The sequence below is a fragment of the Thioclava sp. GXIMD2076 genome (assembly GCF_037949795.1).
Lineage (GTDB): Bacteria > Pseudomonadota > Alphaproteobacteria > Rhodobacterales > Rhodobacteraceae > Thioclava > Thioclava kandeliae.
Genome location: NZ_CP149932.1, coordinates 1,469,193 through 1,494,566, shown reverse-complemented (window position 1 = coordinate 1,494,566; position 25,374 = coordinate 1,469,193). Strand labels below are relative to the sequence as shown.

The 25,374-nt window shown below is 63.0% G+C and carries 28 protein-coding genes; 10 read left to right on the top strand and 18 right to left on the bottom strand.

What is annotated here, in order from left to right; translation table 11 throughout:
• Positions 1-47 precede the first annotated feature (47 nt).
• On the top strand, positions 48-497 hold the full coding sequence (gene dtd, locus WDB91_RS07470; protein ID WP_339111953.1) for a D-aminoacyl-tRNA deacylase: 450 nt from the start codon (positions 48-50) through the stop codon (positions 495-497).
• Between the two features lie 170 nt (positions 498-667).
• Positions 668-1,246 carry a thymidine kinase gene (locus tag WDB91_RS07465; protein ID WP_339111952.1) on the top strand — a complete coding sequence of 193 codons (579 nt, stop codon included), beginning with the start codon at positions 668-670 and terminating at the stop codon, positions 1,244-1,246.
• Positions 1,247-1,366: 120 nt separating this feature from the next.
• Here WDB91_RS07465 and WDB91_RS07460 read toward each other — a convergent pair whose 3' ends face one another.
• The 4 genes from WDB91_RS07460 to gltX all read right to left on the bottom strand — a co-directional run bounded on the left by WDB91_RS07460 (position 1,367) and on the right by gltX (position 4,895).
• On the bottom strand, positions 1,367-1,702 hold the full coding sequence (locus WDB91_RS07460) for a tRNA-binding protein (RefSeq protein WP_339111951.1): 336 nt from the start codon (positions 1,700-1,702) through the stop codon (positions 1,367-1,369).
• A complete protein-coding gene (proC, locus tag WDB91_RS07455; protein ID WP_339111950.1) occupies positions 1,699-2,511 on the bottom strand; it encodes a pyrroline-5-carboxylate reductase in 813 nt (270 codons plus the stop codon). Before proC ends, WDB91_RS07460 begins: the two co-directional genes overlap by 4 nt.
• 29 nt (positions 2,512-2,540) lie before the next feature.
• Positions 2,541-3,041, bottom strand: coding sequence for a YbjN domain-containing protein (locus WDB91_RS07450; protein WP_339111949.1), 501 nt, complete (start codon positions 3,039-3,041; stop codon positions 2,541-2,543).
• A 528-nt stretch (positions 3,042-3,569) separates the two neighbouring features.
• The gene (gene gltX / locus WDB91_RS07445) at positions 3,570-4,895 is read right to left on the bottom strand and encodes a glutamate--tRNA ligase (protein WP_339111948.1); all 1,326 of its coding nucleotides are present in this window, start codon (positions 4,893-4,895) and stop codon (positions 3,570-3,572) included.
• Positions 4,896-4,957: 62 nt separating this feature from the next.
• Here gltX and WDB91_RS07440 point away from each other — a divergent pair, with 62 nt between their 5' ends.
• Together WDB91_RS07440 and WDB91_RS07435 are read left to right on the top strand one after the other, a co-directional pair.
• Positions 4,958-5,407 carry a metallopeptidase family protein gene (locus WDB91_RS07440; protein ID WP_339111947.1) on the top strand — a complete coding sequence of 150 codons (450 nt, stop codon included), beginning with the start codon at positions 4,958-4,960 and terminating at the stop codon, positions 5,405-5,407.
• Between the two features lie 110 nt (positions 5,408-5,517).
• Positions 5,518-6,474, top strand: a complete 957-nt coding sequence (locus WDB91_RS07435; RefSeq protein WP_339111946.1) for an MBL fold metallo-hydrolase — start codon at positions 5,518-5,520, stop codon at positions 6,472-6,474.
• A 77-nt stretch (positions 6,475-6,551) separates the two neighbouring features.
• Here WDB91_RS07435 and WDB91_RS07430 read toward each other — a convergent pair whose 3' ends face one another.
• Positions 6,552-7,547, bottom strand: coding sequence for a hypothetical protein (locus WDB91_RS07430; RefSeq protein WP_339111945.1), 996 nt, complete (start codon positions 7,545-7,547; stop codon positions 6,552-6,554).
• Between the two features lie 14 nt (positions 7,548-7,561).
• Positions 7,562-7,771: a hypothetical protein gene (locus WDB91_RS07425; protein WP_339111944.1), complete on the bottom strand. Its 210-nt coding sequence runs from the start codon at positions 7,769-7,771 to the stop codon at positions 7,562-7,564.
• A 146-nt stretch (positions 7,772-7,917) separates the two neighbouring features.
• Between WDB91_RS07425 and WDB91_RS07420 the strand changes: the two genes are divergently transcribed.
• Positions 7,918-8,865 (top strand): 1-phosphofructokinase family hexose kinase, encoded by a 948-nt coding sequence (locus WDB91_RS07420; protein WP_339111943.1) that lies wholly within the window; start codon positions 7,918-7,920, stop codon positions 8,863-8,865.
• Between the two features lie 12 nt (positions 8,866-8,877).
• Here the strand turns inward: WDB91_RS07420 and WDB91_RS07415 are convergent, their stop codons facing one another.
• Positions 8,878-10,542 carry an NAD+ synthase gene (locus WDB91_RS07415; RefSeq protein WP_339111942.1) on the bottom strand — a complete coding sequence of 555 codons (1,665 nt, stop codon included), beginning with the start codon at positions 10,540-10,542 and terminating at the stop codon, positions 8,878-8,880.
• Positions 10,543-10,736: 194 nt separating this feature from the next.
• Between WDB91_RS07415 and WDB91_RS07410 the strand changes: the two genes are divergently transcribed.
• From WDB91_RS07410 to WDB91_RS07400, 3 genes are all read left to right on the top strand, one after another.
• Positions 10,737-12,245, top strand: a complete 1,509-nt coding sequence (locus tag WDB91_RS07410) for a 2-isopropylmalate synthase (protein ID WP_339111941.1) — start codon at positions 10,737-10,739, stop codon at positions 12,243-12,245.
• Between the two features lie 180 nt (positions 12,246-12,425).
• Positions 12,426-13,829 (top strand): YcjX family protein, encoded by a 1,404-nt coding sequence (locus WDB91_RS07405; RefSeq protein WP_339111940.1) that lies wholly within the window; start codon positions 12,426-12,428, stop codon positions 13,827-13,829.
• A complete protein-coding gene (locus tag WDB91_RS07400) occupies positions 13,826-14,833 on the top strand; it encodes a TIGR01620 family protein (RefSeq protein ID WP_339111939.1) in 1,008 nt (335 codons plus the stop codon). Before WDB91_RS07405 ends, WDB91_RS07400 begins: the two co-directional genes overlap by 4 nt.
• Positions 14,834-14,851: 18 nt before the next feature.
• Here WDB91_RS07400 and WDB91_RS07395 read toward each other — a convergent pair whose 3' ends face one another.
• The 5 genes from WDB91_RS07395 to ruvC form a co-directional block, all read right to left on the bottom strand.
• Positions 14,852-15,400 carry a sugar O-acetyltransferase gene (locus WDB91_RS07395; RefSeq protein WP_339111938.1) on the bottom strand — a complete coding sequence of 183 codons (549 nt, stop codon included), beginning with the start codon at positions 15,398-15,400 and terminating at the stop codon, positions 14,852-14,854.
• Positions 15,397-15,804, bottom strand: a complete 408-nt coding sequence (locus WDB91_RS07390) for a group III truncated hemoglobin (RefSeq protein ID WP_339111937.1) — start codon at positions 15,802-15,804, stop codon at positions 15,397-15,399. Before WDB91_RS07390 ends, WDB91_RS07395 begins: the two co-directional genes overlap by 4 nt.
• Before the next feature lie 7 nt (positions 15,805-15,811).
• On the bottom strand, positions 15,812-16,843 hold the full coding sequence (ruvB, locus tag WDB91_RS07385; RefSeq protein ID WP_339111936.1) for a Holliday junction branch migration DNA helicase RuvB: 1,032 nt from the start codon (positions 16,841-16,843) through the stop codon (positions 15,812-15,814).
• A 96-nt stretch (positions 16,844-16,939) separates the two neighbouring features.
• Positions 16,940-17,617: a Holliday junction branch migration protein RuvA gene (gene ruvA, locus WDB91_RS07380; protein ID WP_339111935.1), complete on the bottom strand. Its 678-nt coding sequence runs from the start codon at positions 17,615-17,617 to the stop codon at positions 16,940-16,942.
• Entirely contained in the window at positions 17,614-18,153 is a 540-nt protein-coding gene (gene ruvC / locus WDB91_RS07375; RefSeq protein ID WP_339111934.1) for a crossover junction endodeoxyribonuclease RuvC, read from the bottom strand. Before ruvC ends, ruvA begins: the two co-directional genes overlap by 4 nt.
• A 270-nt stretch (positions 18,154-18,423) precedes the next feature.
• On the opposite strand from ruvC, the gene WDB91_RS07370 reads away from it, so the two are divergent.
• The gene (locus WDB91_RS07370; protein ID WP_339114475.1) at positions 18,424-18,579 is read left to right on the top strand and encodes a DUF1127 domain-containing protein; all 156 of its coding nucleotides are present in this window, start codon (positions 18,424-18,426) and stop codon (positions 18,577-18,579) included.
• Between the two features lie 127 nt (positions 18,580-18,706).
• Here WDB91_RS07370 and WDB91_RS07365 read toward each other — a convergent pair whose 3' ends face one another.
• The 3 genes from WDB91_RS07365 to msrA form a co-directional block, all read right to left on the bottom strand.
• A complete protein-coding gene (locus WDB91_RS07365) occupies positions 18,707-19,054 on the bottom strand; it encodes a hypothetical protein (RefSeq protein WP_339111933.1) in 348 nt (115 codons plus the stop codon).
• A gap of 107 nt (positions 19,055-19,161) precedes the next feature.
• Positions 19,162-20,031 (bottom strand): 50S ribosomal protein L11 methyltransferase, encoded by an 870-nt coding sequence (locus WDB91_RS07360; protein WP_339111932.1) that lies wholly within the window; start codon positions 20,029-20,031, stop codon positions 19,162-19,164.
• Between the two features lie 118 nt (positions 20,032-20,149).
• Positions 20,150-20,785 carry a peptide-methionine (S)-S-oxide reductase MsrA gene (gene msrA, locus WDB91_RS07355; protein ID WP_339111931.1) on the bottom strand — a complete coding sequence of 212 codons (636 nt, stop codon included), beginning with the start codon at positions 20,783-20,785 and terminating at the stop codon, positions 20,150-20,152.
• 162 nt (positions 20,786-20,947) lie between these two features.
• Here msrA and truA point away from each other — a divergent pair, with 162 nt between their 5' ends.
• Positions 20,948-21,718 (top strand): tRNA pseudouridine(38-40) synthase TruA, encoded by a 771-nt coding sequence (gene truA, locus WDB91_RS07350; protein WP_339111930.1) that lies wholly within the window; start codon positions 20,948-20,950, stop codon positions 21,716-21,718.
• A 6-nt stretch (positions 21,719-21,724) separates the two neighbouring features.
• Here the strand turns inward: truA and WDB91_RS07345 are convergent, their stop codons facing one another.
• The 3 genes from WDB91_RS07345 to WDB91_RS07335 form a co-directional block, all read right to left on the bottom strand.
• Positions 21,725-23,674 carry a nucleoside-diphosphate sugar epimerase/dehydratase gene (locus WDB91_RS07345; RefSeq protein WP_339111929.1) on the bottom strand — a complete coding sequence of 650 codons (1,950 nt, stop codon included), beginning with the start codon at positions 23,672-23,674 and terminating at the stop codon, positions 21,725-21,727.
• A 67-nt stretch (positions 23,675-23,741) separates the two neighbouring features.
• The gene (locus tag WDB91_RS07340; protein WP_339111928.1) at positions 23,742-24,347 is read right to left on the bottom strand and encodes a sugar transferase; all 606 of its coding nucleotides are present in this window, start codon (positions 24,345-24,347) and stop codon (positions 23,742-23,744) included.
• A complete protein-coding gene (locus WDB91_RS07335) occupies positions 24,344-25,273 on the bottom strand; it encodes an NAD(P)-dependent oxidoreductase (protein ID WP_339111927.1) in 930 nt (309 codons plus the stop codon). The genes WDB91_RS07340 and WDB91_RS07335 overlap by 4 nt, the downstream gene beginning before the upstream one ends.
• Positions 25,274-25,374: the final 101 nt, after the last annotated feature.

The window sequence follows — 25,374 nt, the reverse complement described above, 5'->3', positions numbered from 1 at the left end:
GCGCCAGAGTGGCTATGCTGCCGAAAAACCCTCAGAAAGGCATCGTCATGCGCGCACTCCTCCAACGTGTCACCTCCGCCAAGGTCGAAGTGGACGGCCAGATCACTGGCGAGATCGGGCGCGGCCTTCTGGTGCTTGTTTGCGCGATGGATGGAGATACCGAAGTGCAGGCCGAGAAGCTCGCGGCCCGCGTGTCCAAGCTGCGCATCTTCAAGGACGAGGCGGGCAAGATGAACCGCTCGGTCAGCGATGTGGGCGGGGCCTGCCTTGTGGTCAGCCAGTTCACTCTGGCCGCCGATACCCGCACCGGCAACAGGCCCGGATTTTCCAGCGCCGCCGCCCCCGAGACCGGCAAACATCTCTACGAGTATTTCAGCGAAGCGCTTCGCAAGCTGGATCTGCCTGTGGAAAACGGGATCTTTGCCGCCGATATGGCCGTCAGCCTGACCAATGACGGCCCGATCACGATCTGGCTCGACACCGCCGACCGCGCCTGAACGCCGGCCTTGGGCTTCACAGCCCCGCAGGGGATGTGGCGGTGGCAAGGGGGCTCGATGCCGCCTTGCCACCGCCCCCGCGCCCCCGGCGCAGTCATCCGCCGAATTCCCCGCACCAAGAGGGCTGCAAGGCTCTTGCTCAACTCCCGCAGCACAGCTATCCCCCGCCTATGGCCAAGCTTTACTTCCATTATTCCACCATGAATGCCGGCAAGAGCACATTGCTGCTGCAGGCCTCCCACAACTATGTCGAACGCGGGATGCAGACGCTTCTGGTCACGGCCCAGCTCGACACACGCGCAGGGACAGGCCGGATCGGCAGCCGGATCGGCATCGGTGCCGATGCGCTCTGCTTCACGCCCGAAACCGACATGTTCGCGATGATCGAGGACCGCCTTGCCCAAGGTCCCTGTGCCTGCGTCTTCATCGACGAGGCCCAATTCCTGACCCGCGAACAGGTCTGGGCTCTGGCGCGGGCCTGCGATGACCTCGGCATTCCGGTCATGTGCTACGGGCTGCGCGTCGATTTCATGGGCGAGCTTTTCCCCGGTTCGGCGGCGCTGCTGGCGCTGGCCGATGACATGCGCGAGGTGCGCACCATCTGCCATTGCGGGCGCAAGGCCACGATGGTGGTGCGGATGGGGCCTGACGGACAGGCGCTGCGCGGCGGCGATCAGGTGCAGGTGGGCGGCAACGAAACCTATGTCTCGCTTTGCCGCAGGCACTGGCGCGAGGCAATGGGGCAATAATCCCGCACCTGTCCGAGAGATTGCGCGCGAGCGCGGCGAAGCCGCGCCTGCGCGCCCCGGGCGCGCCGCTTCGCGGCGCGCGCACACCCCCTTGTCGAATGGTTCACCTGACTGGGAGTGTCAGTGCAGGCGGCCCCCCTCGGGCACATCCTGATCCGGCCCGATCAGGACAATCCCGCCCTCTTCATCAGGCACACCCAGCACCAGCACCTCCGACATGACTGGACCAATCTGGCGCGGCGGGAAATTCACCACCGCCATAACCTGTTTTCCGACCAGCGTCTCGGGCGCGTAATGTGTGGTGATCTGCGCCGAGGACCGTTTCTCGCCAATCTCGCCACCGAAATCGATCCAGAGCTTGATCGCAGGCTTTCGCGCCTCGGGGAAAGGGTCCGCGCGGGTGATGCGCCCGACACGGATATCGAGCTTCAGGAAATCCTCGAATGTCACGCTCACGCGCCCAACTCCCGCCCGCGATCCGCCGCAGCTTTCACCGCGCGCTCCAGAAGCGCGGGAAACCCGGAGGTTTCGTCCATCAGGACGGCCAGAGCCGCTGCCGTGGTCCCGCCCGGCGAGGTCACATTGACCCGCAGCTGCGACGGATCCTCGGGCGCATCCTCGGCGAGCTGCCCCGCCCCCCCCACAGTCGCCTTGGCAAGCTTCATCGCCAGATCCTCGGGCAGCCCTTGAGCCACACCGGCCGCGGCCAGCGTCTCGATCAGATGGAAGACATAGGCCGGACCCGAGCCGGACACGGCGGTGACCGCATCCATCTGGTCCTCGGCGTCAAGGCGCACCACCTGCCCGATGGCCTGCAACAGCCCTTCGGCCTGATCCATCTGCGCGTCGCTGACCGGCGCATTGCCGATGATCGCGGTGATCCCGCGCCCGATGGCCGAGGGTGTGTTGGGCATGGCGCGCACGATCGGGGTCTGCGCTCCGAGGATTCCCTCGTATTTCGCGAGCGTCAGTCCCGCCGCAACCGACAGGAACAGCGTCGCGCCATTGCCAAGGGCCGCCAACTGCGGCAGGGCCTCGCCCATCTTCTGCGGCTTTACGGCCAGCAGCACGACCGCGGGAGACGCAGGCAGATCCTCGTTGATGCGCACACCGGTCGAACGGACCCAATCGGAGGGACGCGGGGCAATGACGGTCACCGATTTCGGATCAAGGCCGCCCTTCAGCCAGCCCGCCAGCATCGCCGAGCCCATCTTACCGCAGCCCAGCAGAACCAGACCACGTTCGGAAATATCGGAAAAATCCATTCTGCACCCCTTCTTTTGCGGGGCGCAGCTTAGGCGCGACCGTAAGCCTCTGCAATGGCGACCTGAATGGCATCTGCCGCCGTGCGATTGCCCCAGCAGCCCAGCTGGAAGGCCGGATAGAACCGCTCGGCCGACATCAATGCGGTGCCGATCATCTCGTCGAGCTGCTGGATCGAGGCGCATTGGCCACCGGCCAGCACCAGACCATAGCGCCATGCCATCAGACGCTGCTCGGGCCAGTAGACGAAGCTGCCCGACCAAACCTGATCATTGGCGCGGTTCATCATGTCATAGAGCACCGGCAGGCGCTCGGCAGGCGGATCCATCTCGAAGGTCATGATCAGGCGCAGCACCTCGTCCTGATCGGACCATGCAAGCGTCAGCGAATAGCTGCGCCACTGCCCTTCCACCACCATCGCGATCTGGTCATCGGTTACGCGGTTGAATTCCCACGCATGGGCTTCGGCCAGATCCTCGACCACATCGATCGGGTGGGCGTCGTCGCCGATATAATCGTCGCTGAGTGCCATATCTCTGGTCCTTCTGCTCTTGTTCATTCCCCTGCGATGAACCGCAACGGGTTGTCATGCATACTAGGGACGGCGGATCCGTTCCTAGTTCATACCAGATATCGTGACTTGTGTGAAACAGGGTGTAAACGTGTTACTCGTGGATAACTCTAGATCCGAACACGATATCTGGGGATAAAAAAATGTCCCCACCACAGATATGGACGAATCCGGTCATAAGCCTGTGGATAACATCCCGCAGACCTTCCCAGAAATGTTTCACGGCCTCCTGCATCGCCTGACTCGAGGGGGATTCGCAACCACCGAATCGAATTTTTACGGTAGTTCAAAAGCTTGCCGATTCGCTGTGACGAATCCGCAACCCGCCCCTGTCTTGCGCGAAAATTGTTCCACGCGCTCTTATCCGCGCCTCCCTGTGCGCTTCACTTTTCCGTGCCCCTACGGAAACATGGGGGCCTTCCCCTGCCCCGCACATGAAAAAAGGGCGCCCTTTCAGGCACCCTTCCATCGTCTTGTCAGAGGCTTCGCTCAGGCGCGGGCACGCACCTTGTGCAGAAGCGGCATCAGCTCGCCCATATCGGGGCCGTGCTCCATTCCGGTCACAGCCTTGCGCAGCGGCATGAACAACCCCTTGCCCTTGCGGCCCGACTGCGCCTTCACCGCCGTTGTCCAGTCCTTCCACGTCGTCTCGGTGAATGGAGCCTCCGGCAGGATCGCCAGAGCCTCGGTCACAAAGGCACGATCTTCCTCGTCGATCAGCGGCTCGGCCCCGTTGAGGCACAGATCCGCCCAGCCTGCCAGATCCGATAGCTTGTCGATATTCTGCGAGGCGACCTTCCAGAACTGCTCGGCCTGAGCGGCGGGAATGCCGAGCGCGAGGATCTGCTCCTTCACATCGGCAAAGGGCAGATGCTGGTTGCGCGCACGGGTCAGCGGGATCAGGTCCTCGCGGTCGAATTTGGTGGGGGCGGAACCGAACTGGCTGATCTCGAAGCCGTCGATCAGCTCCTGCATCGACATTTTCAGCTCGACCGGCTGGCTCGAGCCCAGACGCGCCATCATCGACAGCAGCGCCTCGGGAGCGATGCCCTCGGCCCGCAGGTCGCGCAGCGAGAGCGCGCCCAGACGTTTGGACAGCTCCTCGCCATGCGGGCCGGTCAGAAGCGAGTGGTGCGCGAAATTGGGCGGCGTGCCACCGATGGCGCGGATGATCTGGATCTGCGTCGCGGTATTGGTAACATGGTCGCCGCCGCGCACGATATCGGTCACCCCCATATCGGTATCATCGACCGAGGAGGCGAACGTATAGAGGATCTGGCCCGAGGCTTTGATCAGCACGGGATCCGACACCGAGGCCGCATCGATGGACAGATCGCCAAGAATGCCATCCTTCCACTCGATCCGCTCCAGATCGAGGCGGAAGCGCCAGTAGCCCTGACGGCCCTCGTCGCGATAGGCCTGCTTCTGCTCTTCGGTCAGATGCAGGGAGGCGCGGTCATAGACCGGCGGCTTACCCATGTTCAGCTGTTTCTTGCGCTTAAGATCCAGCTCGGTCGGGGTCTCGAAGCATTCATAGAGACGGCCAGCCGCCTTCAGCTCCTCGGCCACCGCATAATAGCGGTCGAAGCGCTTGGACTGGTATTCCTCACGGTCCCATGTGATGCCCAACCATTCGAGGTCGGTTTTCAGACCATCGATATATTCCTGTTTGGAGCGTTCCTGATCGGTATCGTCGATCCGCAGAATGAACGTGCCTCCCTGCTTGCGGGTGATGAGGTAATTCATCAGCGCGGTGCGCAGGTTGCCGACATGGATGTAGCCGGTGGGCGACGGGGCAAAACGTGTAACGGTCATTCAAAGTCTCCTGATGCGGCTTCCGTCTTCCATAAAAGCACGAATTTGTCCATATCTACGGCATGAATGATCGCTCAGACCAGCCCTGCACCCCACGCCCTAGCGCCGATCCTGACGCAGGGTCCGATCTGCCGCCCTCGCTCGACGCGATCGAAGCGCTCGCGCTGGCTGCGCGCGATGCCCTGCCCGACCCGTTCCGGCAGGCTGCAAGGGCCGTGCGCCTGCATGTGGCCGAGCTGGCCCCCGAGGACATGCTGCGCGATCTGGGCATTGACGATCCCTTCTCGCTGACCGGCCTCTATGAGGGGGTGCCCCTGACCGAGGTCGCTTTCAGCGATCCGCAGGGCCCGAGCGTGATCTGGCTCTTCCAGCGCGCGCTTCTGGACGAGTGGATTGCCCGCGGCGATATCGGTCTGGCCGATCTGGTAACCCATATCTATGTGCACGAGCTTGCCCATCATTTCGGCTGGTCCGATGCGCAGATTGCCAAGATCGACCGCTGGTGGGAATAATTATGCACACCCGCACATATAACTCATCAGATATAACGCAGCCGTGAGTCGCAATTCGTTCCAGAGCACCTAGTTTGCACTAGCAACTGGTTTCCAAAGGGGAAGGCCCAATGACCACCCATATGACACGTCGTAACGCGTTGCTCTCGGCCGTGGCCGCACCGGTTGCCGGCGCTGCGCTTGCAGCAGCAACAGCGGCGACGGCACAAGAAAACGAGCCCTCTATGCCCAAATCCACGCCCGCGATCCCGCCATACCGTCGTTTTACACTGGGCGATATGACCGTGACGACGCTGCTGGCCGGCACGATGCCGATGGCGGACCCGCATGGCACCTTCGGGCTGAATGCGTCGGATGGCGAGTTCACCGCCCTGTCCGAGGCCAATTTCATCCCCGCCGACCGCTCGCTGAACGGGTTCACGCCCGTTCTGATCGAAACCGCCGACGCGAAAATCCTGTTCGACACCGGCCTGAACTCCGATGGCATTCTCGCCGCATTGGAAGCCGCGGGGCTCGACGCCTCGGCGATCACCCATGTGGTCATCACCCATATGCATGGCGACCATATCGGGGGTCTGATGGGCGAGAGTGGCCCGACCTTCCCCAATGCCGCCTATATTACCGGTCAGGTCGAATGGGATTACTGGTCACAGGCCAAGAACGAGACCTTCGAGGCAAAGGTCCGCCCACTGGAAGACAAGTTCAGCTTCATCGGTCCCGATGACGAGGTCGTGCCCGGCATCAAGGCGATGGAAGCCTATGGCCATACGCCCGGCATGCTGGCCTTCTGGATCACCAGCGGCGCGCAGGAATTTGCCCTGACCGCCGATACCGCCAATCACTATGTTTGGTCGCTGCAGCGCCCCGATTGGGAAGTGCGCTTCGATATGGACAAGGAGAAGGCCAAGGAAACGCGTGATCGCATCCTGAAGCGCGTCGCCGATGCGCGTGTGCCGTTTATCGGCTACCACATGCCCTTCCCGGGTCTGGGCTTCCTGCGCGCAAAAGACGAGGGATACGAGTTCATCCCCGCCTCCTACCAGTTCAACCTGCCCGAACAGGCCTGATCTGCCGTGCGATACACAGAAAGGCCCGCCATTACGGCGGGCCTTTTGCATTGTGGCTTCTGCCGGTCAGGCGCGGCTCAAGCCGCGTCCGTATCCGAGATATCCATCCGCACCAGCGTCTGGTTGAGAAGAATATAAGCGATCTCGCCGAAGGTGACCGGACCGGTGAAATTACCGGTGCGCTGACCTTCCAGCTCGCCATAGAGATAATTCAGGATGCAGTTGCACGAATACTGCCCCTCTCCCGTATTGCCTGCGCCCTCTGCAAAGGCTTGTGCATAGCTGCCAAGGGCATTGGCCATGCGGTATTCCACCCCCGCCACGACAGGCGCGTAGAACTTCACCTGCCCCGAAACCGTATCGACCGACTGGATCGAGACATTGACCATCGCGCCGGAATAGTTGGCCACCAGCGGCAGGCGGGTATCGATCTGGTTCTCCTCGATATAGGTCGCAAAATCGACCTCCTCGCCATTCACCTCTACGGTGCTGGCAACAAAGCCGTCTTTTTTGAAACGGAAGGTCAGATCCTCCCTGTCTCCCTGAGCGAAGATATTGAGAATATCGAGATCGGCTTTCGCATCCGCCGGAAGGCCCACATGCAGCAGCACCGCCCCTTCGTCATGGCCCTGCCCCGTGGCGCCATCGAAGATCATCGGGGCTTTCCTGCCCAGATCGTCGAGATGCACACCGGTGATCCAGCCCGCCAATGGCTGATTGAAGAGATTGTCATAGGTCTGGCCTTCGACGGCAAAATTCGAATGCGCCACCGAGAAAGCGGGAATCATGATCATCGTAAAGCCATTAGGCTTATAGCCCTCGGCGATGGTGGGCAGCGCGTCCACATCCACATAGCGCATATCCGTTTCGGCCACGCGGTCGAAGGTAGTGCAGAACAGCTTGTCACGCACAACGGCCCCGCCCTGATCGGTCACGAAATAGACGGTCGTGCCGCCGATCCATTTCCCCTTGGGCAGTTGACGCAGCAGTTCCTCGGCCCCCGCGATGACCATCGTTGCACCGTCATTGATCCGTGCGGACACATCCGCAACACTCAGCATTTCATTTTTCATCGGAGGCTCCAGCTTCAGAATTTGGCCATATCAGCAGTGGCAAAGGGGTTCTTGACCACAAAATCGCGCAATTCCCCGATTTTTGCAGCCAGGGCTGCGGGGCTTGCTGCAACTTCACGACGGAGACGGGACACCATAAGACGGGTGGCCAGCGAGGTCGCGGACAGGTCGGACTCGGAAGTCAGAACGCGCTTCCAGCGCGGGTCGTTCGTATCGGGAATCATTACGTCTCTCTCCTCAACTCTATGAGTCGACATAAGGCACACACTCTTAAGTTTTGCTTTCCCAACGTAAGCTCAGCTAGCAATCCACCCTATCGTCAGCTTATAATTTAAATTCGAGGTAAATTCCTTCATAACCCGGGACATCAATGACACCGATCCTGACCGTTACGCTCAATCCGACCGTCGATCTGTCCATTGCCACGGCGCAGGTGCTCCCCGATCGCAAGCTACGCTGCACCGCGCCGCAAGAGGATCCGGGTGGCGGCGGGATCAATGTCAGCCGCGCGATTGCCGCGATGGGCGGTCAGAGCACGGCCTTCGTGGCCTTGGGCGGGGCGATTGGCACCAAGATCACGGGGTTGCTGGCGGCACAAGGCATCGGCGTGGTGCCTTTTCCCGCACCGGGCGAGACGCGGCAGAGCCTGACAGTGGATGATTTGGCCAGCAATCAGCAATACCGCTTTGTCATGCCGGGCCCCTGCTGGAGCGCATCCGATGTGGCGTCCGCCCTGAGTCAGATCGCCCGCGCCCTGCCCGAAGGCGGGATTGTGGTGCTGTCGGGCAGCCAACCGCCCGGTGTCCCCGAGGATTTCCCCGCGAGGCTCGCCGATCATCTGGCACCCGTCAGAGCGCGGCTGTTTCTCGACACGTCCGGCCCCGCCCTTCTGCATCTGATGCAGCGCAAGCACCGCGCCGCCGATTTTCTGCGGATGGATGATCTGGAGGCCGAGGAACTGGCAGGACGCCCCCTGCCCACCCGTCGCGACACGGCCGATTTTGCACAAGAATTGGTCGTTTTGGGTCTGGCCGATTGCGTTCTGATTGCACGCGGCGCCGATGGCAATGTGATGGCCACGCGCGAAGGGCGCTGGGTGGCGGAAGCGGCAAGGGTGAAGATCGCCTCCAAGGTCGGAGCGGGAGATAGTTTCGTGGCCGGCTTCACATGGGCGCTGGCGCGCGGGCTGGACCTGCCGCAGGCGTTGCAGCATGGGGCAGCGGCCGCCTCGGCGGCGGTGATGACGCCCGCCACCGAACTTTGCCATGGCGAGGATATCGAGGCATTGCTGCCGCAATGCCCCCTGCATTTCGTCTGATTATTGGCGCTTTTAGTGGCCCGACTGGTCGCGCCAGCGATTGACCATCGGATAGCGGCGATCAAGCCAGAACGCCTTGCGCGTCAGCTTCGTGCCGGGCGCCGACTGGAAGCGTTTCCATTCGGAAATATACAGGAGATGCTCGATGCGTTTGACCGTCTCGCGGTCATGGCCTGCCGCCACGATCTCGGCCACTGACTGATCGCCCTCCACCAGCCGCTCGAGGATGTCATCGAGCACCGGATAGGGTGGCAGGCTGTCTTCGTCCTTCTGGTCGGGGCGCAGTTCGGCCGAAGGCGGCTTGTCGATGATAATGCTCGGGATCACCTCGCCCTCGGGCGCCTTCATCCACGGGCGGTGATTGGCATTGCGCCAGCGGCAGGTCTCGAACACGCGGGTCTTGTAGAGATCCTTGATCGGGTTATAGCCGCCATTCATATCGCCATAGATCGTGCAATAGCCCACGGCCATCTCGGATTTGTTGCCGGTGGTCAGCAGCATGGCGCCAAACTTGTTGGAAATCGCCATCAGGATCGTGCCGCGCAGGCGCGACTGGATGTTTTCCTCGGTCACGTCAGGCGCCATGCCATCAAACACATGGGCCAGCGCTTTGGTCACCCCGTCGCGGGCGGGCTCGATATGCACGGTATCGAGCTTCGTGCCCACACGCCGCGCCAGTTCGGCCGCATCATCGAGCGAGCCTTGGCTGGTATATTCCGAGGGCAGCATCACACAATGCACATTCTCGGGGCCGAAGGCATCGGCGGCAATGGTCGCCACAATGGCGGAATCGATCCCGCCCGAGAGACCCAGCACCACCTTCTTGAACCCCGATTTCGCCAGATAGTCATGGGTCGCCATGACCATCGCACGGTAATCCTGCTCCCATGCGTCGGGCTGCGGGTCGAAGCGGCCCTCGCCTGCCACCCAGCCCGAGGGCGTTTCGGTGAAGGTGATATGGTCGATGATTTCCTCGAAAGGAGCGAATTGCGCGGCCAGGGAACGGTCGGCATTGAGGACGAATGTCGCGCCGTCAAAGACCTGATCATCCTGCCCGCCCACCGAGTTGAGATAGACGAGCGGCAAGCCGGTCTCGACCACGCGGGCCACCATATGATTGAGCCGCACCTCGTGTTTGTCACGGAAATAGGGCGAGCCATTGGGCACGATCAGGATCTGCGCACCGGTCTCCATCAGTGTCTCGGCCACATCGGGGTGCCACGCATCCTCGCAGATAGGCAGACCGATCCGCGCCGCGCCGATCTGCACGGGCCCCGAGATCGGGCCCACATCATAGATCCGGTGCTCGTCGAAGACCTCTTTATGCGGGAGTTCGTGCTTGAGCATCCGCGCCACGACCTTGCCGCCCTTGAGCACCCAGTAGGCGTTGTAATGGCCGGTCGCGTCCTGATAGGGCGCGCCGATCCCCAGCGCCGGACCGTCGGCCAGACGCGCGGCAAGATCCTCGATCCGCGCCATACAATCGGCGATGAAGGCGGGCTTCATCACCAGATCCTGCGTCTGGTAGCCGGTCAGGAACATCTCGGGCAAGGCCACGAAATCGGCCCCTGCCTGTTTGCCCTCCTCCCATGCGGCTTGCGCCTTGGCGGCATTGGCATCAAGCGCGCCCACCGTGGGGTTCAGCTGGGCAAGGGTCAAACGGAAGGTCGCGGCCATGGGACAGATCCTCATTAAGTCTCGAGGGATGGTGTAACGGCAAGCGCGCGCGAGGGGAAGGGCATCGCGTTCCATCACATAGGGCGAAGGCACCATGCGCCACCCTTGTCTCATACGCGCTCTGCCCGTAGTTTAGCGGCAAAGACCTGCCGCAGCCCGACGGGCCGGCGGGCCACACAGGAGAGCCGCGCCCCATGACTTTCGCCCCGCTTCGCAATATCGCCCTCATCCTTGCTCTGGGTCTCGGCACGGCAGGTGTCGTGGCCGCACAGGAAAATGCAGGCGATGTGGCGACCAAGGAATATGATGATGGCGGCATCTATACCGGCACCTTCCGCAATGGCAAACAGGACGGGCACGGCAAATACACCCTGCCCTCGGGCTATGAATACGAGGGCTCCTGGGTTGCGGGACAGATCCAGGGCGAAGGCCGCGCACGCTTCCCCAACGGCTCCGTCTATGAGGGCCAGTTCACCGCCGGAAAGCCCGACGGCACAGGCAAGATCACCTTTATCGATGGCGGCACCTATGAGGGCGAGTGGAGTGCGGGCGAGATCACCGGCGAAGGCACCGCCCGCTATGCCAATGGGACGACCTATAAAGGCCAGTTCAGGAATGCCCGCCATGACGGCAAGGGCGTGCTGACCGGCGAGAACGGCTATCGCTACGAGGGCGACTGGGTCAATGGCGCAAAAGAGGGTCAGGGCAAGATCACCTATCCCGATGGTGCGACCTATGAGGGCGGCATGAAGGCGGGTCAGCGCGACGGCACGGGCACGCTGACCATGGCCGACGGGCTGAGCTATACCGGCCTGTGGAAGGCGGGCCAGATGAACGGCACCGGCCATCTGACACAGGCCAATGGCGATACCTATGAGGGCGCGATGGAGAACGGGCGCCGTAACGGTCAGGGCAAGGTGACCTATGCCAATGGCGATACCTACGAGGGCAATTTCGCGATGGACCGCCGTCAGGGCAAGGGCACGTTCCGCGGGACGGATGGCTATGTCTATGAGGGCGACTGGGTCGAGGGCCGGATCGAGGGTCAGGGCAAGGTCACCTATCCCGATGGCTCGGTCTATGTGGGCGCTTTCGTCAACGATCTCCCCGACGGACAGGGCAAGATCACCTATCCCGACGGGTCGAGCTATGACGGGCAGTGGTCAGCGGGACAGATCGAGGGCAAGGGCCGCGCGACCTATGCCAATGGCCTGACCTATGAGGGCGATTTCGTGAATGCCCGCAACGAGGGTCAGGGCCGGATGACCTATCCCGACGGCTATGTCTACGAGGGGTCCTGGAAGGGCGGTCAGCGTCAGGGACAGGGCCGCGCGAGCTATGCCGATGGCACGGTCTACGAGGGCAATTTCGAGAATGGCCAGCGCTCGGGCAAGGGCCGCCTCACGATGACCGATGGCTTCACCTATGAGGGCGACTGGCGCGAGGGCGAGATCGACGGCGAGGGCGTGGCCACCTATGCCAATGGTGATGTCTATACCGGCCATTTCGCGCAAGGAAAGCGGCAGGGGGCGGGCGTGATGAAATATGCCGACGGGCAGACGGCCGCAGGCAGTTGGTCGGACAACACCCTGACCGAAGCCGGTGGCGAGGCCAAACCGGCACCAGACCAGCCCGCAGCCCCTGCCGAGGAAGCCCCTGCCCCCGAAATGGCCACACCGCCTGCCAGCAGCGCGCCGAACTGAGCCTGCTCTGCGTGAGGGGCGCGCGCTCGGGGGCATCGAGCCCCGCTTCGCGCGCGGATGGGCGGCCTGCGGCACGCCCATCGGCCCTCGCCACAAGAGCCAAGCAAGGGCCACCACGATTGAACCCCGCCAGCCCCCCTCCTATATCTAAGCGGGATCAATCGTATAGGGGCGCGCGTTTTGGGCATTTCGGATCTGGCAGACGGGCTGACACGGCGGATCGAGGGTCTGGGATCCTCGGTAAGCGAGAGCCTGTTCGAGCCGGTGATCCGGCTTGGCGTGACGGGGCTCTCGCGCGCGGGCAAGACGGTGTTCATCACATCCCTTGTGGCCAATCTCCTCGACCGTGGCCGGATGCCCGCGCTTACCGGCCAATCGCGCATCCGTGCCGCTTTCCTGCAGCCCCAGCCCGATGATACCGTCCCGCGCTTCGCCTATGAGAGCCATCTGGCCGCACTTACCGGCCCCGATCCGCATTGGCCCGAAGGCACGGGGGCGGTCTCGCAGCTGCGGCTCAGTTTCCGCGTCCAGCCGGGCGGGCTTCTGGCGGGGATGCGGGGTATGCGCACCGTGCATCTCGATATCGTCGACTATCCTGGAGAATGGCTTCTGGATCTGGGGCTGATGGAGAAAAGCTACCGGCAATGGGCGGATGAGGCTTTCGCGCGGCTCTCGACGCGTCCGGGCGGGGCGGACTATCTGGCGCTGGCCCGCCAGACCGACCCCGACCAGCGCCATGACGAGCCCGTGGCCGACCGTCTGGCCCAGGGCTTTACCGCCTATCTGCATAGCGCCAAGGATGCCGGATTTTCGGACTGCTCGCCGGGGCGGTTCCTGCTGCCCGGCGAGAAGGCCGGATCGCCCGCCCTCACCTTTGCGCCGTTGCCGCCCTCGGCCAGCCCCCGCGGCTCGCTGGCCCGCGAGATGGAGCGCCGCTATGACGCCTATAAGCGCGAGATCGTGCGCCCCTTCTTCCGCGACCATTTCGCCCGTATCGACCGGCAGGTGGTTCTGGTGGATGTGCTCAGCGCCATCCATGCGGGGCCGGCAGCCCTCGAGGATCTGCGCCAGACCATGGCCGATATCCTGACCGCCTTCCGCCCCGGGCGGGCGAGCTGGCTTACGAGCCTGATCGGCGGGCATCGGGTGGAGCGCATCCTCTTTGCCGCGACCAAGGCCGACCATCTGCATCACAGCCAGCATGCCCGCTTGGCCAATATCACGCAGGCCCTCCTGCGCGAGGCCCGCGACCGTGCCGATTTTGCCGGTGCCGAAACGCAGGCGCTGGCCATCGCCGCGCTACGCGCCACGACCGAGGCCGATATTTCGCAGGGCGAAACGGTGCTGCCTGCGGTGCGGGGTCGCCTGCCCGACGGGCGCAATGTGGCGCTTTATCCGGGCGAGCTGCCCGATGACCCCGCCCAGCTTCTGTCCTCGGCACGGCGCGGGCGCGAGGACTGGCTGGCGGGAGATTACTCCATCATGGATTTCGCCCCCGCGCCTCTCGCCCTGCGTCCCGGAGACGGGCCACCCCATATCCGCCTCGACCGTGCTGCCGAATTCCTGCTGGGAGACCGCCTGTGACAAAGCCCGTGATGATCGAGCTGGATGACGCGCCCCAGAACCCCGCCGATGCGCCCCCCGTGGCCGACCTGCCAGACGCCACGCAGGAGCGGCTCGAGGGCCGCGCCATGCAGATTGCGGCACGACTTGCCGCCCGCCCTCCCTCGAAGATCGGGCGGTTCTTCTGGCGGTCATTCGTGGCACTGATCGGCTTTCTGGCCTCGGTCGCGGCATGGCGCTTCGTCGAAAGCCTCTTTGCCGCGAACCCCTTCCTCGGATGGATCGGGGGCGGGCTGTTGGGGCTCTTCGTTCTGGCCGCCCTCATGGTGGCCTTGCGCGAGATCGCTGCCTTCTCGCGGCTCAAACGGCTCGATACGGTGCACCATGAGGTCACACAATGCGTGCAGAGCGATGATCTTGCCCGCGCACGGAAGGTCTCGGCCCGCGTGTCCTCCATCTACGCGGCCCGCAAGGAGATGGACTGGTCGCGCGCGCGGCTGGCCGAGCAGGCCCCCGAGCAGCTGGATGTGCAGACGCTGATCGGCCTCACCGAAACAACGCTGATGGAGCCGCTCGATCAAGCCGTGCGCCTCGAGATCGAGGCCGCCTCGCGCATGGTCGCAGCCACCACCGCGCTCGTGCCGCTGGCACTGGCCGATGTGGGCACCGCGCTGATGGCCAATATCCGCATGATCCGGCGCATCGCCGAGATTTACGGGGGTCGCGCAGGAAGCCTCGGCTCGATCCGGCTGGCGCGCTCGGTGATGACGCATCTGGTCGCCACGGGGGCGGTTGCGGCAGGCGATGACCTGATCGAGACAGTCGCGGGGGGGCATCTGGCCGCCAAACTCTCGCGCCGCTTTGGCGAGGGGGTGGTGAATGGCGCATTGACCGCGCGCGTGGGCATTGCCGCGATGGAGGTCTGCCGGCCGATGCCCTTCGCGACGTTGCGCAAACCGAAAGTGACCAATATCCTCTCGCGCAGCCTGACGGGCCTTTTTGGCCGCGAGAAGGATCAGAGCTGACGGATCAGAGGTTCCGGATCAGAGGTTCCGGATCAGACGGGCGGGATTTCCCGCCACCAGCGTATTCGGTGCCACGTCGCGGGTCACCACGGACCCTGCCCCAATCACGGCATTCTCGCCAATCGTCACACCGGGGCAGACAATCGCGCCCCCGCCGATCCAGACCCCGTCATGGATGGTGACAGGCTTGCCCGATTCCAGCATGGCGCGACGGGGCGCGGCCTCGATCGGATGGGTGGCCGCAAAGATCTGCACATTGGGGCCGATCAGCACCTCGTCACCGATCGTGACCGGAGCGCAATCCAGAATGGTGGCGTTGAAATTGATAAAGCTACGGGCTCCCACACGGATATGCTGGCCATAATCGCAGCGGAAAGGCGGCTTGATCTGCGTGCCCTCACCAAAAGCGCCCAGCAACGGCCCGAGAAGTTCGGCGCAGGCCCCCGCATCCAGCCGCGCATTGAACGCGGCCAGCACCGCTGCCGCCCGCGCCATATCGGCCTGCAATTCGGGATCGGCAGCGCAATATAAATCACCCGCCAGCATCTTCTGTTTCTCGCTTCTCATCGCAGCTTCGGGATACCGCCCGGCAGTTTCTCGCGCTCCACCACACCCGCCCGCAAGCTGGTGCCGATCCGGTGCGCCAGCGCCGACCAGCCAGCCGCGGCCAGCGGGTCCAACTCGCGCCGCAATGTGTCGTCAAACAGTCCCAACCAGACCGGAAACATGCCCGGCCGCACATTGCCCGCCCGCCGATGTGCCATCATCGGAGATCCGTCATAGTCCCCCTCATGCAGGATCGATCCGCGCCAGAAGGCCGCGACCTTTTCCTCATGGGCCGGCCAGTCGGTCACATGGGCAGCAAAGACCGGCCCCAACATGTGATGCTCGCGCACACGGGCGTAGAAGGCCGCCACAACGCGGTCGATCTCGGGGCCGGTAATCGGGAAACGGGCCAAGGGGTCGGTCATCAGCGCCTCACTCGAACATATCGCTTTGTGCGGGCGGGGTCGTCTGCGGTTCGGCAAGCCCCATATGGCGCCAGGCACGTTGCCCCAGCATCCGCCCGCGCGGCGTCCGCTGGATCAGGCCCTGCTGCAAGAGATAGGGCTCGATCACCTCCTCGATCGCATCGCGGCTTTCCGACAGCGCTGCCGAGAGTGTCTCCACCCCGACCGGCCCGCCGCCATAATGCTCGGCCATCAGCATCATGTAACGCCTGTCCGCCCCGTCGAGACCGAGCGTATCGACCCCCAGCCGCGTCAGCGCGCTATCGGCAATCTCGCGGGTCAGGCGGCCATCGCCCTCGACCAGCGCGAAATCTACCACACGGCGCAACAGCCGCCCCGCGATCCGCGGCGTGCCACGGGCACGTTTGGCGATCTCGCGGGTGCCCTCGGGATCGGAGGGGATCCCCAACAACCGCGAGCCCCGCGTCACGATCTGGTCAAGCTCGTCCTCTGTATAGAACTGCAGCCGCGTCGGAATACCGAACCGGTCACGCAACGGCGTCGTCAGGAGCCCCAGCCGCGTGGTGGCGCCCACCAGCGTGAAGGGCTGCAACTCGATCCGCACGGTGCGCGCGGCAGGCCCCTCGCCGATCACCAGATCGAGCTCGAAATCCTCCATCGCGGGGTAAAGCACCTCCTCGACCGCAGGATTGAGCCGGTGGATTTCGTCGATGAACAGGACATCGCGCGCCTCGAGATTGGTCAGGATCGCCGCCAGATCCCCCGCCTTGGCCAGAACAGGGCCAGAGGTCATCTTGAAATTCACCCCCAGCTCGCGGGCCATGATCTGCGCCAACGTGGTCTTGCCCAGACCGGGCGGGCCGTGGAACAGCGTGTGGTCCATCGCCTGCTGGCGCATGCGGGCCGAGGCAATGAACACGCGCAGATTGGCCCGCGCCTCGGCCTGCCCCACGAATTCATCAAGCCCCTGCGGCCGCAAGGCGCGGTCGGCATCTTCCGGCAGACGGTCGGGGCGAAGGGTGGGGTCTGGCTCGTTCATGCTCTCATTCTCGCGCAAGCTCGGAGGTCTGTCGATGGGCGGCTGTGCCGCCCGCGATGCGAAGAGGGCTCGATGCCCTCAAGCATCGCACTCCCCTCAATCTTTCGGCGCCAGCAGACGCAGTGCCAGCCGGATCAGCTTGGCGGTATCAACCGCCGCCGGATCCTCGGAGGCCTGCGCCACCGCCCCCGCGGCCTCGGTCGGCGAATAGCCCAGATTGGTCAGCGCCGACAGCGCCTCGGCGGTGAAATTGGTCTTTGGCGTCGCCGCAGGCGCAGGGCGAGGCGTCTTCGGTGACATCTCTATGACCTCGCCATCCGCCTCGATCACCGGCGCGGCCTCCACCGTCAGATCGCCGCCCATCGCCATGATCGAGGGCGCCTTGTCGCGCAGCTCGTTCACCACTCGCTGGGCGATCTTCGGCCCCACACCGGGCGCAGCTTTTACCGCCGACCAGTCGCCCAAGGCAATCGAACGCCCCAGAACCTCCGGCCCGAGTGTTCCCAAAATCGCCAGCGCCGCTTTCGACCCGATCCCTTGAACGGAAATGAGCAGGCGATACCACTCTTTCTCCAGAAGGCTCGCAAAACCGAAGAGCTGCAACAGATCCTCGCGCACCAGCAGGTCGGTATAGAGAGCGCAGGGCTCGCCCACCCGCGGCAGGCTCTGCGAAGTCAGCGCGCTCACATGCACCACATAGCCTACGCCACGCACATCGATCATCACCTGATCGAGCCCGCGATGGATGATGGTTCCGGCCAGACGTCCGATCATGATGCGCTCCTTTTGATCCGCCCGCTGCCCGAAGCCGCGCGCGACAGTTGCGCGGCATTCATGCGGCGCGCCGATTGCAGATGCAAGGCATGACAGATCGCAATCGCCAGCGCATCCGCCGCATCGGGGCTGTCGAAACTGACGCCAGGCAGCTGGTGCTTGACCATATGCTGGACCTGCACCTTATCGGCATGACCCACGCCCACCACGGTCTTTTTCACCGCATTGGGGGCATATTCACCCACTTCGAGCCCTGCCTGCGCCGGCACCAGCAGCGCGATCCCCCGCGCCTGCCCGAGCTTCAGCGTGGCCACCGCATCCTTGTTGACAAAGGTCTGCTCGACTGCGGCCGCTTCGGGGCTATGGATCTCGAACACCTGCGTCAGGCCCGCATGCAACTCCATCAGCCGCCTCGCCAGAGAATCACCTGCCGAATGCAGCGTCCCGTTGGCAAGATGACGCATGCGCGATCCCTCCATCTCGATCACGCCCCAGCCGAGATTCCGCAATCCCGGATCGATTCCGATCACCCGCATAGCCTGCCCCTTTACCGTTCTTTTACGACTGCTAGCACGAAACAGGAACATCAGGAAGGGGACACCGCCGCGAACGGCATAAACGTCTAAAAAGAAGGCATGAAACGCTACAAAATATGCCATGCAAAAACTGCATGGCGGGACTGCCCAAGCGCCATTTGTTTTTATAAACCGCTCACATTATGTGCAGCTTCATAAGAGAAGAGATCAACTATTAGCACGAACTGAAAAGGTGACCCCATGTCGCTGCAAACTGCAAACCGTATCGAAATGCGCACCGTCCGCGCTGGCTTCTTCCAACAGGTGATCGACATGATCGCGAACTGGAACGACCGCCGCATGACCCGCATCGCCCTGTCCAAACTGACCGATCGTGAACTCAACGACATCGGCCTGAGCCGCTTCGATATCGCAAAAATCCGCTAAGCTATGGATGTAAGGACGTTAACTCTCCTCACCCGCGCTTACGAAGCTAAAAGACAAGCCGTGCAACTCTGAGAGTGCACGGCTTTTTCTATTTCTGTCTGACATCTGGCCCGATGCGGGCTGAGCCTTATCCCAGCAGTTGCGAGATAAAACGCGCCGCGATGTGGCTGAGCGTATCCGGCGCCATGACGAGAGCGACCGCAGCATCGAAACCACCATCCGCCTTGAGGGTCGTCAGACGCAGCAGATAACTCTGCTCGCCCATCTGCGCGATCATCGCACCCTTAAAGAGGAAAAAGCCAAGGAACAGGAAGACGAGCGCTTTCAGCGGCAGGCTGATCCGGCACGACGACTGCGGCTTGACCTGATCCAGACGCCCCAGAGCCCCCACAGCCTCGAAACCGCCACCGGCCTTGTGGGTTCGCGCGATACGGTCGATACGCTCGGCGAATTCTTTCGAAATATGCGTGCCCATAACATCCTCCACAGTGCCGCAGCAGTCATTGCCGCTACGGCACTTATGAAGGGATTGTTAAATTATTTCGAGCATTTTTAGCAAAAACCCATTCAAAATCTTGGCGATTAGCTCCTTTGAAGAACCAATGTCGTCCAGTCGCCATGTTCGTTTCGCTGGCGGAGACTGAACCCTTCCGCTTCGTAAGCTGACACGACGTCATCAGCCTGCTCATGAAGGATTCCGCTTAGAATTGCGTAGCCTGATTCGGCGCAGTTGCGACCCATATCGGGGGCAAGCGCCAGCAGCGGGCCCTTGAGGATATTGGCAAAGATCAGGTCGAACGGCGCGGCCTCGGCCAGGGCCGGATTGCCAAAGCCCGCAGCCTCGAGACAGATTACGCGCCCCGCAAGATCATTGCCCTCGACATTGGCCCGGGCCGTCTCGACCGCGATCGGATCGATGTCCGAGGCCAAAACGGTTTCCGGCCAGATCTTGGCCGCGGCCATCCCCAGCACGGCAGTGCCACAGCCGATATCGACCGTGTTTTTCGCGTGGAAGCCGTCTTTCTCCAGCGCATCCAGCGCCAGAAGGCAGCCCAGCGTTGTGCCATGATGGCCGGTGCCGAAGGCCATCGCCGCATCGATCTTCAGCGCGATGGCCCCCTCGGGCACCTTGTCGGCATCGTGGCTGCCGTAAACAAAGAACCGGCCCGCAGCGACCGGCGCCAACTCGCGGCGCACATGCGCGACCCAGTCCTGATCGGGCAGTTCGGACACTACAAAATCCTGCGCGCCATGCACGGCGGCCAGGAGAGCCAGCGCGATCTCGTTGGGCTTCTCGGTGAAATAGGCGCCGATCTCGTAACGCCCCGACCCGTCCTCGATCTCGAAGACGCCCGTGCCATAGGGGGCGGGCTCGATCTCGCCCACGCGCTCTTCAAGCGCATCGGCAAGATCGCGGTCGGAAAGCGTGGTGAAAGCGGTATAGGTGGGCATGGAGATCTCCTTTCGGGCTTCTCCCTGCTTTGGCGGGCTTTGGCCCTATCGTCAAGCACCCCACCGGCCGAACAAGCCTGTCAGCAGAAGAAGAAGGGCGCCATAGCGCCCCCCCTTATCAGACCGCAAGTCCGATGGGACAAGAGACCCCAGTGCCGCCAATGCCGCAATAGCCACGCGGGTTCTTGGCCAGATATTGCTGGTGGTAGTCTTCGGCATAGTAGAAGGGCGGTGCGGGATAGATCTCGGTGGTGATCGCCCCGTGGCCGGCCTGCGCCAGCTTGGCCGCATAGACGGTGCGGCTTTCCTCGGCGGCTCTGGCCTGTTCGGGGCTGAAGGTATAGACGCCCGAGCGGTATTGTGTGCCGCGGTCATTGCCCTGCCGCATGCCCTGCGTCGGGTCATGGCCTTCCCAGAATACCCGCAAAAGCGCCTCGTAAGAGATCGTTTTGGGGTCATAGATCAGGCCAACCACCTCGTTATGGCCGGTCAGGCCGGAACAGACCTCCTCGTAGGTCGGATTGGGCGTATGACCGCCCGCATAGCCCACCATGGTGAGCCAGACCCCGTCCAGCTGCCAGAAGAGCCGCTCGACGCCCCAGAAACATCCCATGCCGAACATGGCGCGCTGCATTCCCGCGGGCACGGGAGCCTCGAGATCGCGTCCGGTGACGAAATGCGGTTGGGTGACGGGCATCGGCATCTCGCGCCCCGGCAGGGCCTCGTTGATGGATGGAATGCGGCTGAGTTTCATGTCTCTTTCCTCCCCTTCTGGTCGCGGCACTAAGATAGGCATTCAGCGCGCCCGATCCACCCCGCAATCACGGTAAGGTTAGCATGGGACGCAGGGTTTCTATATGTCATTTACCATAGCGAGATACTTGCAAGGGCGAACAGCCCTCGCTAGGGAAGCCTTATGCCCAGATATGCTCTCAAGATCGAATATGACGGCAAGCCCTTCGCGGGCTGGCAAAGACAGGCCGACCAGCCCTCGGTGCAAGGCGCCATCGAGGCGGCACTGGCACGACTGGAACCACGCGAGCACACGATTGCGGCGGCAGGCCGCACCGATGCCGGCGTGCATGCCACCGCGCAGGTTGCGACCTTCGATCTTGAAAAGGACTGGGATGCGTTCCGGCTCTCCGAGGCGCTGAACTTCCATCTGAAGCCCGCCCCCGTGGCCATCCTGAAAGCCGCAAAGGTGGCCGACGATTTCCACGCCCGTTTTAGTGCCGTAGAGCGGCAATATCTCTTTCGGCTCGTGGTGCGGCGCGCACCGATGACGCATGAGGCCGGTCAGGTCTGGCGGGTGCGCAACCCGCTCGATCTCCACGCCATGCGCGAGGGGGCCGCCCATCTGGTGGGCCTGCATGATTTCACCACCTTCCGCAGTTCGATCTGTCAGGCAAAATCGCCGGTAAAGACGATCGACGAGATCACCATCGAGGAACGCCCCATACCGCATGGGCAGGAATTCCGCTTCTTCCTGCGCGCCCGCAGCTTCCTGCATAATCAGGTGCGCTCGATTGTGGGGACGCTGGAAAAGGTCGGCAGCGGCGCATGGGCGCCCGATCAGGTGAAAGACGCGCTCGAGGCCTGCGACCGGGCGGCCTGTGGCCCCGTCTGCCCGCCTCAGGGGCTCTACCTGTGTGGCGTGGGCTACCCGCAGGACCCCTTCACGGACTGAACTGCCCTATTCTGCGGGGGTGCCACTCGCGTCGTCTTTGCGGATTTCGCGCAATTCACGGGCAAGGCGCAGCTGTAGGGATCCCTCGGGCAGGCTGCGCGGCACATATTCGGGCACGGATTTCAGGATCACGCCCAGAATACCCGCCGTATCGCCCAGATCGACCGCCTCGCGCAGATCGCGCAGCGCGGCGGCCATCTCGATTTCGGAGAGCATATCCTCGCGCACGCGGATGATCTTAGGGTGATCCGTGGTCTGCGCGCCCTTGCGCACCATCAGCTCCTCATGCAGCTTCTCGCCCGGACGCAGACCCGTGAAGGCGATCTCGATATCACCTTCGGGATTTTCCTCACTGCGCACGGTGAAGCCCGCCGCATCGATCAGCTTGGCGGCCAGATCGACGATCTTCATCGGGCGGCCCATATCCAGCACATAGACCTCACCGCCCTCGGCAAAGGCTCCAGCGGCCAGCACGAGCCGCGCCGCTTCGGGGATGGTCATGAAATAGCGCGTCATGCGCGGATCGGTCACCGTTACCGGTCCGCCCCGCGCGATCTGCTCCTTGAACAGCGGAATGACCGAGCCCGAGGATCCCATCACATTGCCGAAGCGCACAATGGAATAGATCGTGCCCTGCGAGCGGCCCGCAAGATCCTGCACGGTGAGTTCGGCGAACCGTTTGGAAGCGCCCATCAGATTGCTCGGGCGCACGGCCTTGTCGGTGGAGACCAGCACGAAACGGCGCACTCCGCAATCGCGGGCGGCGCGTGCCAGAACGGCGGTGCCGAGCGCGTTATTGGAGATCCCGACACGCGCATTGCTCTCGACGAGGGGGACGTGCTTGTAGGCGGCGGCATGCAGCACCACCTCGACACGATGCTGGGCCAGCGTCTCGCGCACATGCACGGAATCGCAGACCGAGCCCAGCACCGGCACGATCTCGCAGCCGATCGCCTCGCCCAGGACCCGCATCTCGGCCTCGGCCTGATAGAGCGCATATTCGGACAGCTCGAACAGCACCAGTTTGCTCGGACGGCTGGTCATCACCTGGCGGCATAGCTCGATCCCGATCGAGCCCCCCGCCCCCGAGATCATCACCACACGTCCGCGATAGGCGGTGTGACTGTTGCTGATTTTCTTCTCGAGATTCTCGCGCGGCAGAAGCGCTGCCGTGCCGGCCGGCATCAGCTTGGTCAGCAGATTGGTCTCGCCGGTCAGCCGCGCGAAGGCCGGCAGAGTCTCGACATCGATCCCCAGACGCGCCAGACGCTTGGAGATGAAGGTCTGTTTCTGCACCGAGACCGACGGCATCGCGAGGATCACACGGTTGATCTTGTGACGCTCGATAACCTTGTCGGCATGCACCCCGGAGAAGATCGGAACACCGTTGAGGTTCATCCCGTCCAGCGTGCCGTTATCATCAAGGAACGCATAGATCATCATGCCGGGCCGGTTGCGTAGCTCATGCGCCAGCGCCATGCCGGTGCGCCCCGCGCCATAGATCGCGATCCGGCTGACGACATTCGACTGCCGGTAGATCTGCACCAAGAGGAAATAGAGGAATTGCCGCATCCCCACCGTCGCCACGAAATGCACGATGGCAAAGAGGATATGCAGCCGCAGCCCAGCATTCACATGCGAGATGGTCGACAGGAGATAGGAAGAGATCCCGAGCGCTACGGAAATCGCCAGTGACCGCAGCACGGCCTCGCCATCGAAATCCTTCAGCTTGCGGTTGAACATCCCCAGCACAGAACCGAGACCGACACTGACCATCAGCAGGAAGGGCAGATAGACCAGCGTGAAGCGGAATGTATTGACCGCCTCCTCCAGCCCGAAGCGCAGGATAAGCGCCAGCCAGAAGGTCAGCGGGACCATCATCAGGTCGACCACCGCCAGAATGCAGAATTTCGTTTTCTGGTTCAGCGCCACGAGGCGCCGTGTCAAAGAAGGCATAGGCCTCTCGGGGTCAAATAGAGTTCGTCAGTCGGTGCTGCATGTGCAGGATAAGCCTCGCACTCTGTCAGTCGAGAACTTTTTTGATCGTATCATAGACAATTCGGGCATCGAAGCAGACGGAGCGATGTTTTTGATACATAAGATCCAGCTTTGCTTTGGCCGGAATGCAGGTCTCGCAATAGACACGATCGGTCTCCTCTGGCGTATCACATTGGGAAAGCAGCCATTCTTCATGGCGATGGTAGTAGAGCGAGGCCAAACCCGTCGCGCCGGGGCGGGATTTGAGCACCTCGCCATAGATGGCGGGAAACCGCTCGACATATTCGCGCAGCGGTGCGCGCGGACCGACGAAGCTCAGATCACCTTTGAAGATATTCCATAGCTGGGGCAGCTCGTCGCCACGGGTCTTGCGCAGGATCCGTCCGATTCGGGTGATCCGTGCCGCCTTGTTGCCCCCCGAGACCCCGCTATCGCTCTCCACGAGGCTCATCGTGCGGAATTTCCAGAGCCGGAAGCTCTCGGTCGGGCTTTTCATCCGCTCGGCAACGTAGAAATAGGGCCGCCCTTCGGTAAAGGCCAAGGTAACCAGCACGATCGCGATCAGCGTCAGCAGGATCGGTGCGAGCAAAAGCGCAAGCACCAGATCAAAGAGGCGTTTGCCGAATGTCATCGAAGATCTCCACGCAATTGACGAAGTTCGGCCACCAGTCGCGTGGCCTCGACGGGGCGCTCGGGCACAAGCCCCAGCGCCACCGCCCGACTGACATCCAGCTCGACCCGTTCGATGGCCTCGGCCGGTGCCGGACGCGGGGTGAACGGCTCGCCCGCCGCACGCAGCAGCGCGTCCATCGACACCAGATCGGGTTCGGCCATGTTGAGGATTTCGGGCACGCGCGCGCCCGCCGCCAGGAATCGCGCGAGCCGCGCAAGCGCCTGCGCCAGCGTCACCGGCCCGATATAGCTCCGCAGCGGCCCGTGCGGCTTATCCGCCATGCCCCCGAACATATCGAGCACGCGCCCCGCCGCGGGAGCCTCGGCCCCCAGAAGCGCATCCGCCCCCGCCACATTCCCGATGCGCAGACAGCAGGTCCGCGCATATCCGCGTGCCATTTCCTCCATTGCGACCTTGGCACGGCCGTAATCGGACAGGGGCGCGAGCGGCCCATCCTCGGCAAGCGGCAGATCGGCGGAGCCCCGCCCATAGACCGCCGCCGAAGAGGCCAGAATGACCGGCCGTTCCGTGGCCTTTCCCGCCTCGCAGGCAGCCTGCGCGAGCGTCACATTGAGCCCCATTTCCACGTCCTGTCCCGGCGTCACACCCGCCAGACACAGCACCACATCCGCAGCCTCGGCCGCGCGGCGGAAATCGACGCTATCTGCCAGTGGATCAAAGAGAATATCGGCCCCCTTCCCCTCGCTGCGTGCCTGCAGCGCAAGTTCGAGCCCCGAGGTCAGGCCGAAGGCCGAAGAGCGCCATGCCGGCACAAGGAGCCGCCCCAGCCGTCCGGTCGCGCCAACAGCCAGCACCCTGACGGGACGCTGCGCCAGAGCGGCAGGTTGCGCGAGGGCGGGCTGGGTCGAAAAATTATCTGCCAACTTGTAAATCTCTCTCGGACAGGCCATGAATAGCGCCGAACGCGCCTATGCGATTGAAGCCTGCCAAAGACTTAGCATCCGTTTCAAGGATGCGAAACGGG

What these genes read in the sequence shown, in the direction of transcription:
- WDB91_RS07450 (WP_339111949.1), bottom strand. Translation starts at nt 3,041, where the DNA reads ATGGCACTCAGCGACGATTATATCGGCGACGACGCCCACCCGATCGAT.
- WDB91_RS07415 (WP_339111942.1), bottom strand. Translation starts at nt 10,542, where the DNA reads ATGGCCGCGACCTTCCGTTTGACCCTTGCCCAGCTGAACCCCACGGTG.
- ruvB (WP_339111936.1), bottom strand. Translation starts at nt 16,843, where the DNA reads ATGAACGAGCCAGACCCCACCCTTCGCCCCGACCGTCTGCCGGAAGAT.
- gltX (WP_339111948.1), bottom strand. Translation starts at nt 4,895, where the DNA reads ATGACCGTTACACGTTTTGCCCCGTCGCCCACCGGCTACATCCATGTC.
- ruvC (WP_339111934.1), bottom strand. Translation starts at nt 18,153, where the DNA reads ATGCGGGTGATCGGAATCGATCCGGGATTGCGGAATCTCGGCTGGGGC.
- WDB91_RS07430 (WP_339111945.1), bottom strand. Translation starts at nt 7,547, where the DNA reads ATGAAAAATGAAATGCTGAGTGTTGCGGATGTGTCCGCACGGATCAAT.
- dtd (WP_339111953.1), top strand. Translation starts at nt 48, where the DNA reads ATGCGCGCACTCCTCCAACGTGTCACCTCCGCCAAGGTCGAAGTGGAC.
- WDB91_RS07390 (WP_339111937.1), bottom strand. Translation starts at nt 15,804, where the DNA reads ATGACCGACCCCTTGGCCCGTTTCCCGATTACCGGCCCCGAGATCGAC.
- WDB91_RS07360 (WP_339111932.1), bottom strand. Translation starts at nt 20,031, where the DNA reads ATGCCCACCTATACCGCTTTCACCACGCTTTCCGACCGCGATCTTGCC.
- WDB91_RS07465 (WP_339111952.1), top strand. Translation starts at nt 668, where the DNA reads ATGGCCAAGCTTTACTTCCATTATTCCACCATGAATGCCGGCAAGAGC.
- ruvA (WP_339111935.1), bottom strand. Translation starts at nt 17,617, where the DNA reads ATGATCGGACGTCTGGCCGGAACCATCATCCATCGCGGGCTCGATCAG.
- WDB91_RS07440 (WP_339111947.1), top strand. Translation starts at nt 4,958, where the DNA reads ATGAATGATCGCTCAGACCAGCCCTGCACCCCACGCCCTAGCGCCGAT.
- msrA (WP_339111931.1), bottom strand. Translation starts at nt 20,785, where the DNA reads ATGAAACTCAGCCGCATTCCATCCATCAACGAGGCCCTGCCGGGGCGC.
- WDB91_RS07420 (WP_339111943.1), top strand. Translation starts at nt 7,918, where the DNA reads ATGACACCGATCCTGACCGTTACGCTCAATCCGACCGTCGATCTGTCC.
- WDB91_RS07365 (WP_339111933.1), bottom strand. Translation starts at nt 19,054, where the DNA reads ATGGGCACGCATATTTCGAAAGAATTCGCCGAGCGTATCGACCGTATC.
- WDB91_RS07410 (WP_339111941.1), top strand. Translation starts at nt 10,737, where the DNA reads ATGACTTTCGCCCCGCTTCGCAATATCGCCCTCATCCTTGCTCTGGGT.
- WDB91_RS07370 (WP_339114475.1), top strand. Translation starts at nt 18,424, where the DNA reads ATGCGCACCGTCCGCGCTGGCTTCTTCCAACAGGTGATCGACATGATC.
- WDB91_RS07425 (WP_339111944.1), bottom strand. Translation starts at nt 7,771, where the DNA reads ATGATTCCCGATACGAACGACCCGCGCTGGAAGCGCGTTCTGACTTCC.
- WDB91_RS07435 (WP_339111946.1), top strand. Translation starts at nt 5,518, where the DNA reads ATGACCACCCATATGACACGTCGTAACGCGTTGCTCTCGGCCGTGGCC.
- truA (WP_339111930.1), top strand. Translation starts at nt 20,948, where the DNA reads ATGCCCAGATATGCTCTCAAGATCGAATATGACGGCAAGCCCTTCGCG.
- WDB91_RS07340 (WP_339111928.1), bottom strand. Translation starts at nt 24,347, where the DNA reads ATGACATTCGGCAAACGCCTCTTTGATCTGGTGCTTGCGCTTTTGCTC.
- WDB91_RS07395 (WP_339111938.1), bottom strand. Translation starts at nt 15,400, where the DNA reads ATGAGAAGCGAGAAACAGAAGATGCTGGCGGGTGATTTATATTGCGCT.
- proC (WP_339111950.1), bottom strand. Translation starts at nt 2,511, where the DNA reads ATGGATTTTTCCGATATTTCCGAACGTGGTCTGGTTCTGCTGGGCTGC.
- WDB91_RS07345 (WP_339111929.1), bottom strand. Translation starts at nt 23,674, where the DNA reads ATGCCTTCTTTGACACGGCGCCTCGTGGCGCTGAACCAGAAAACGAAA.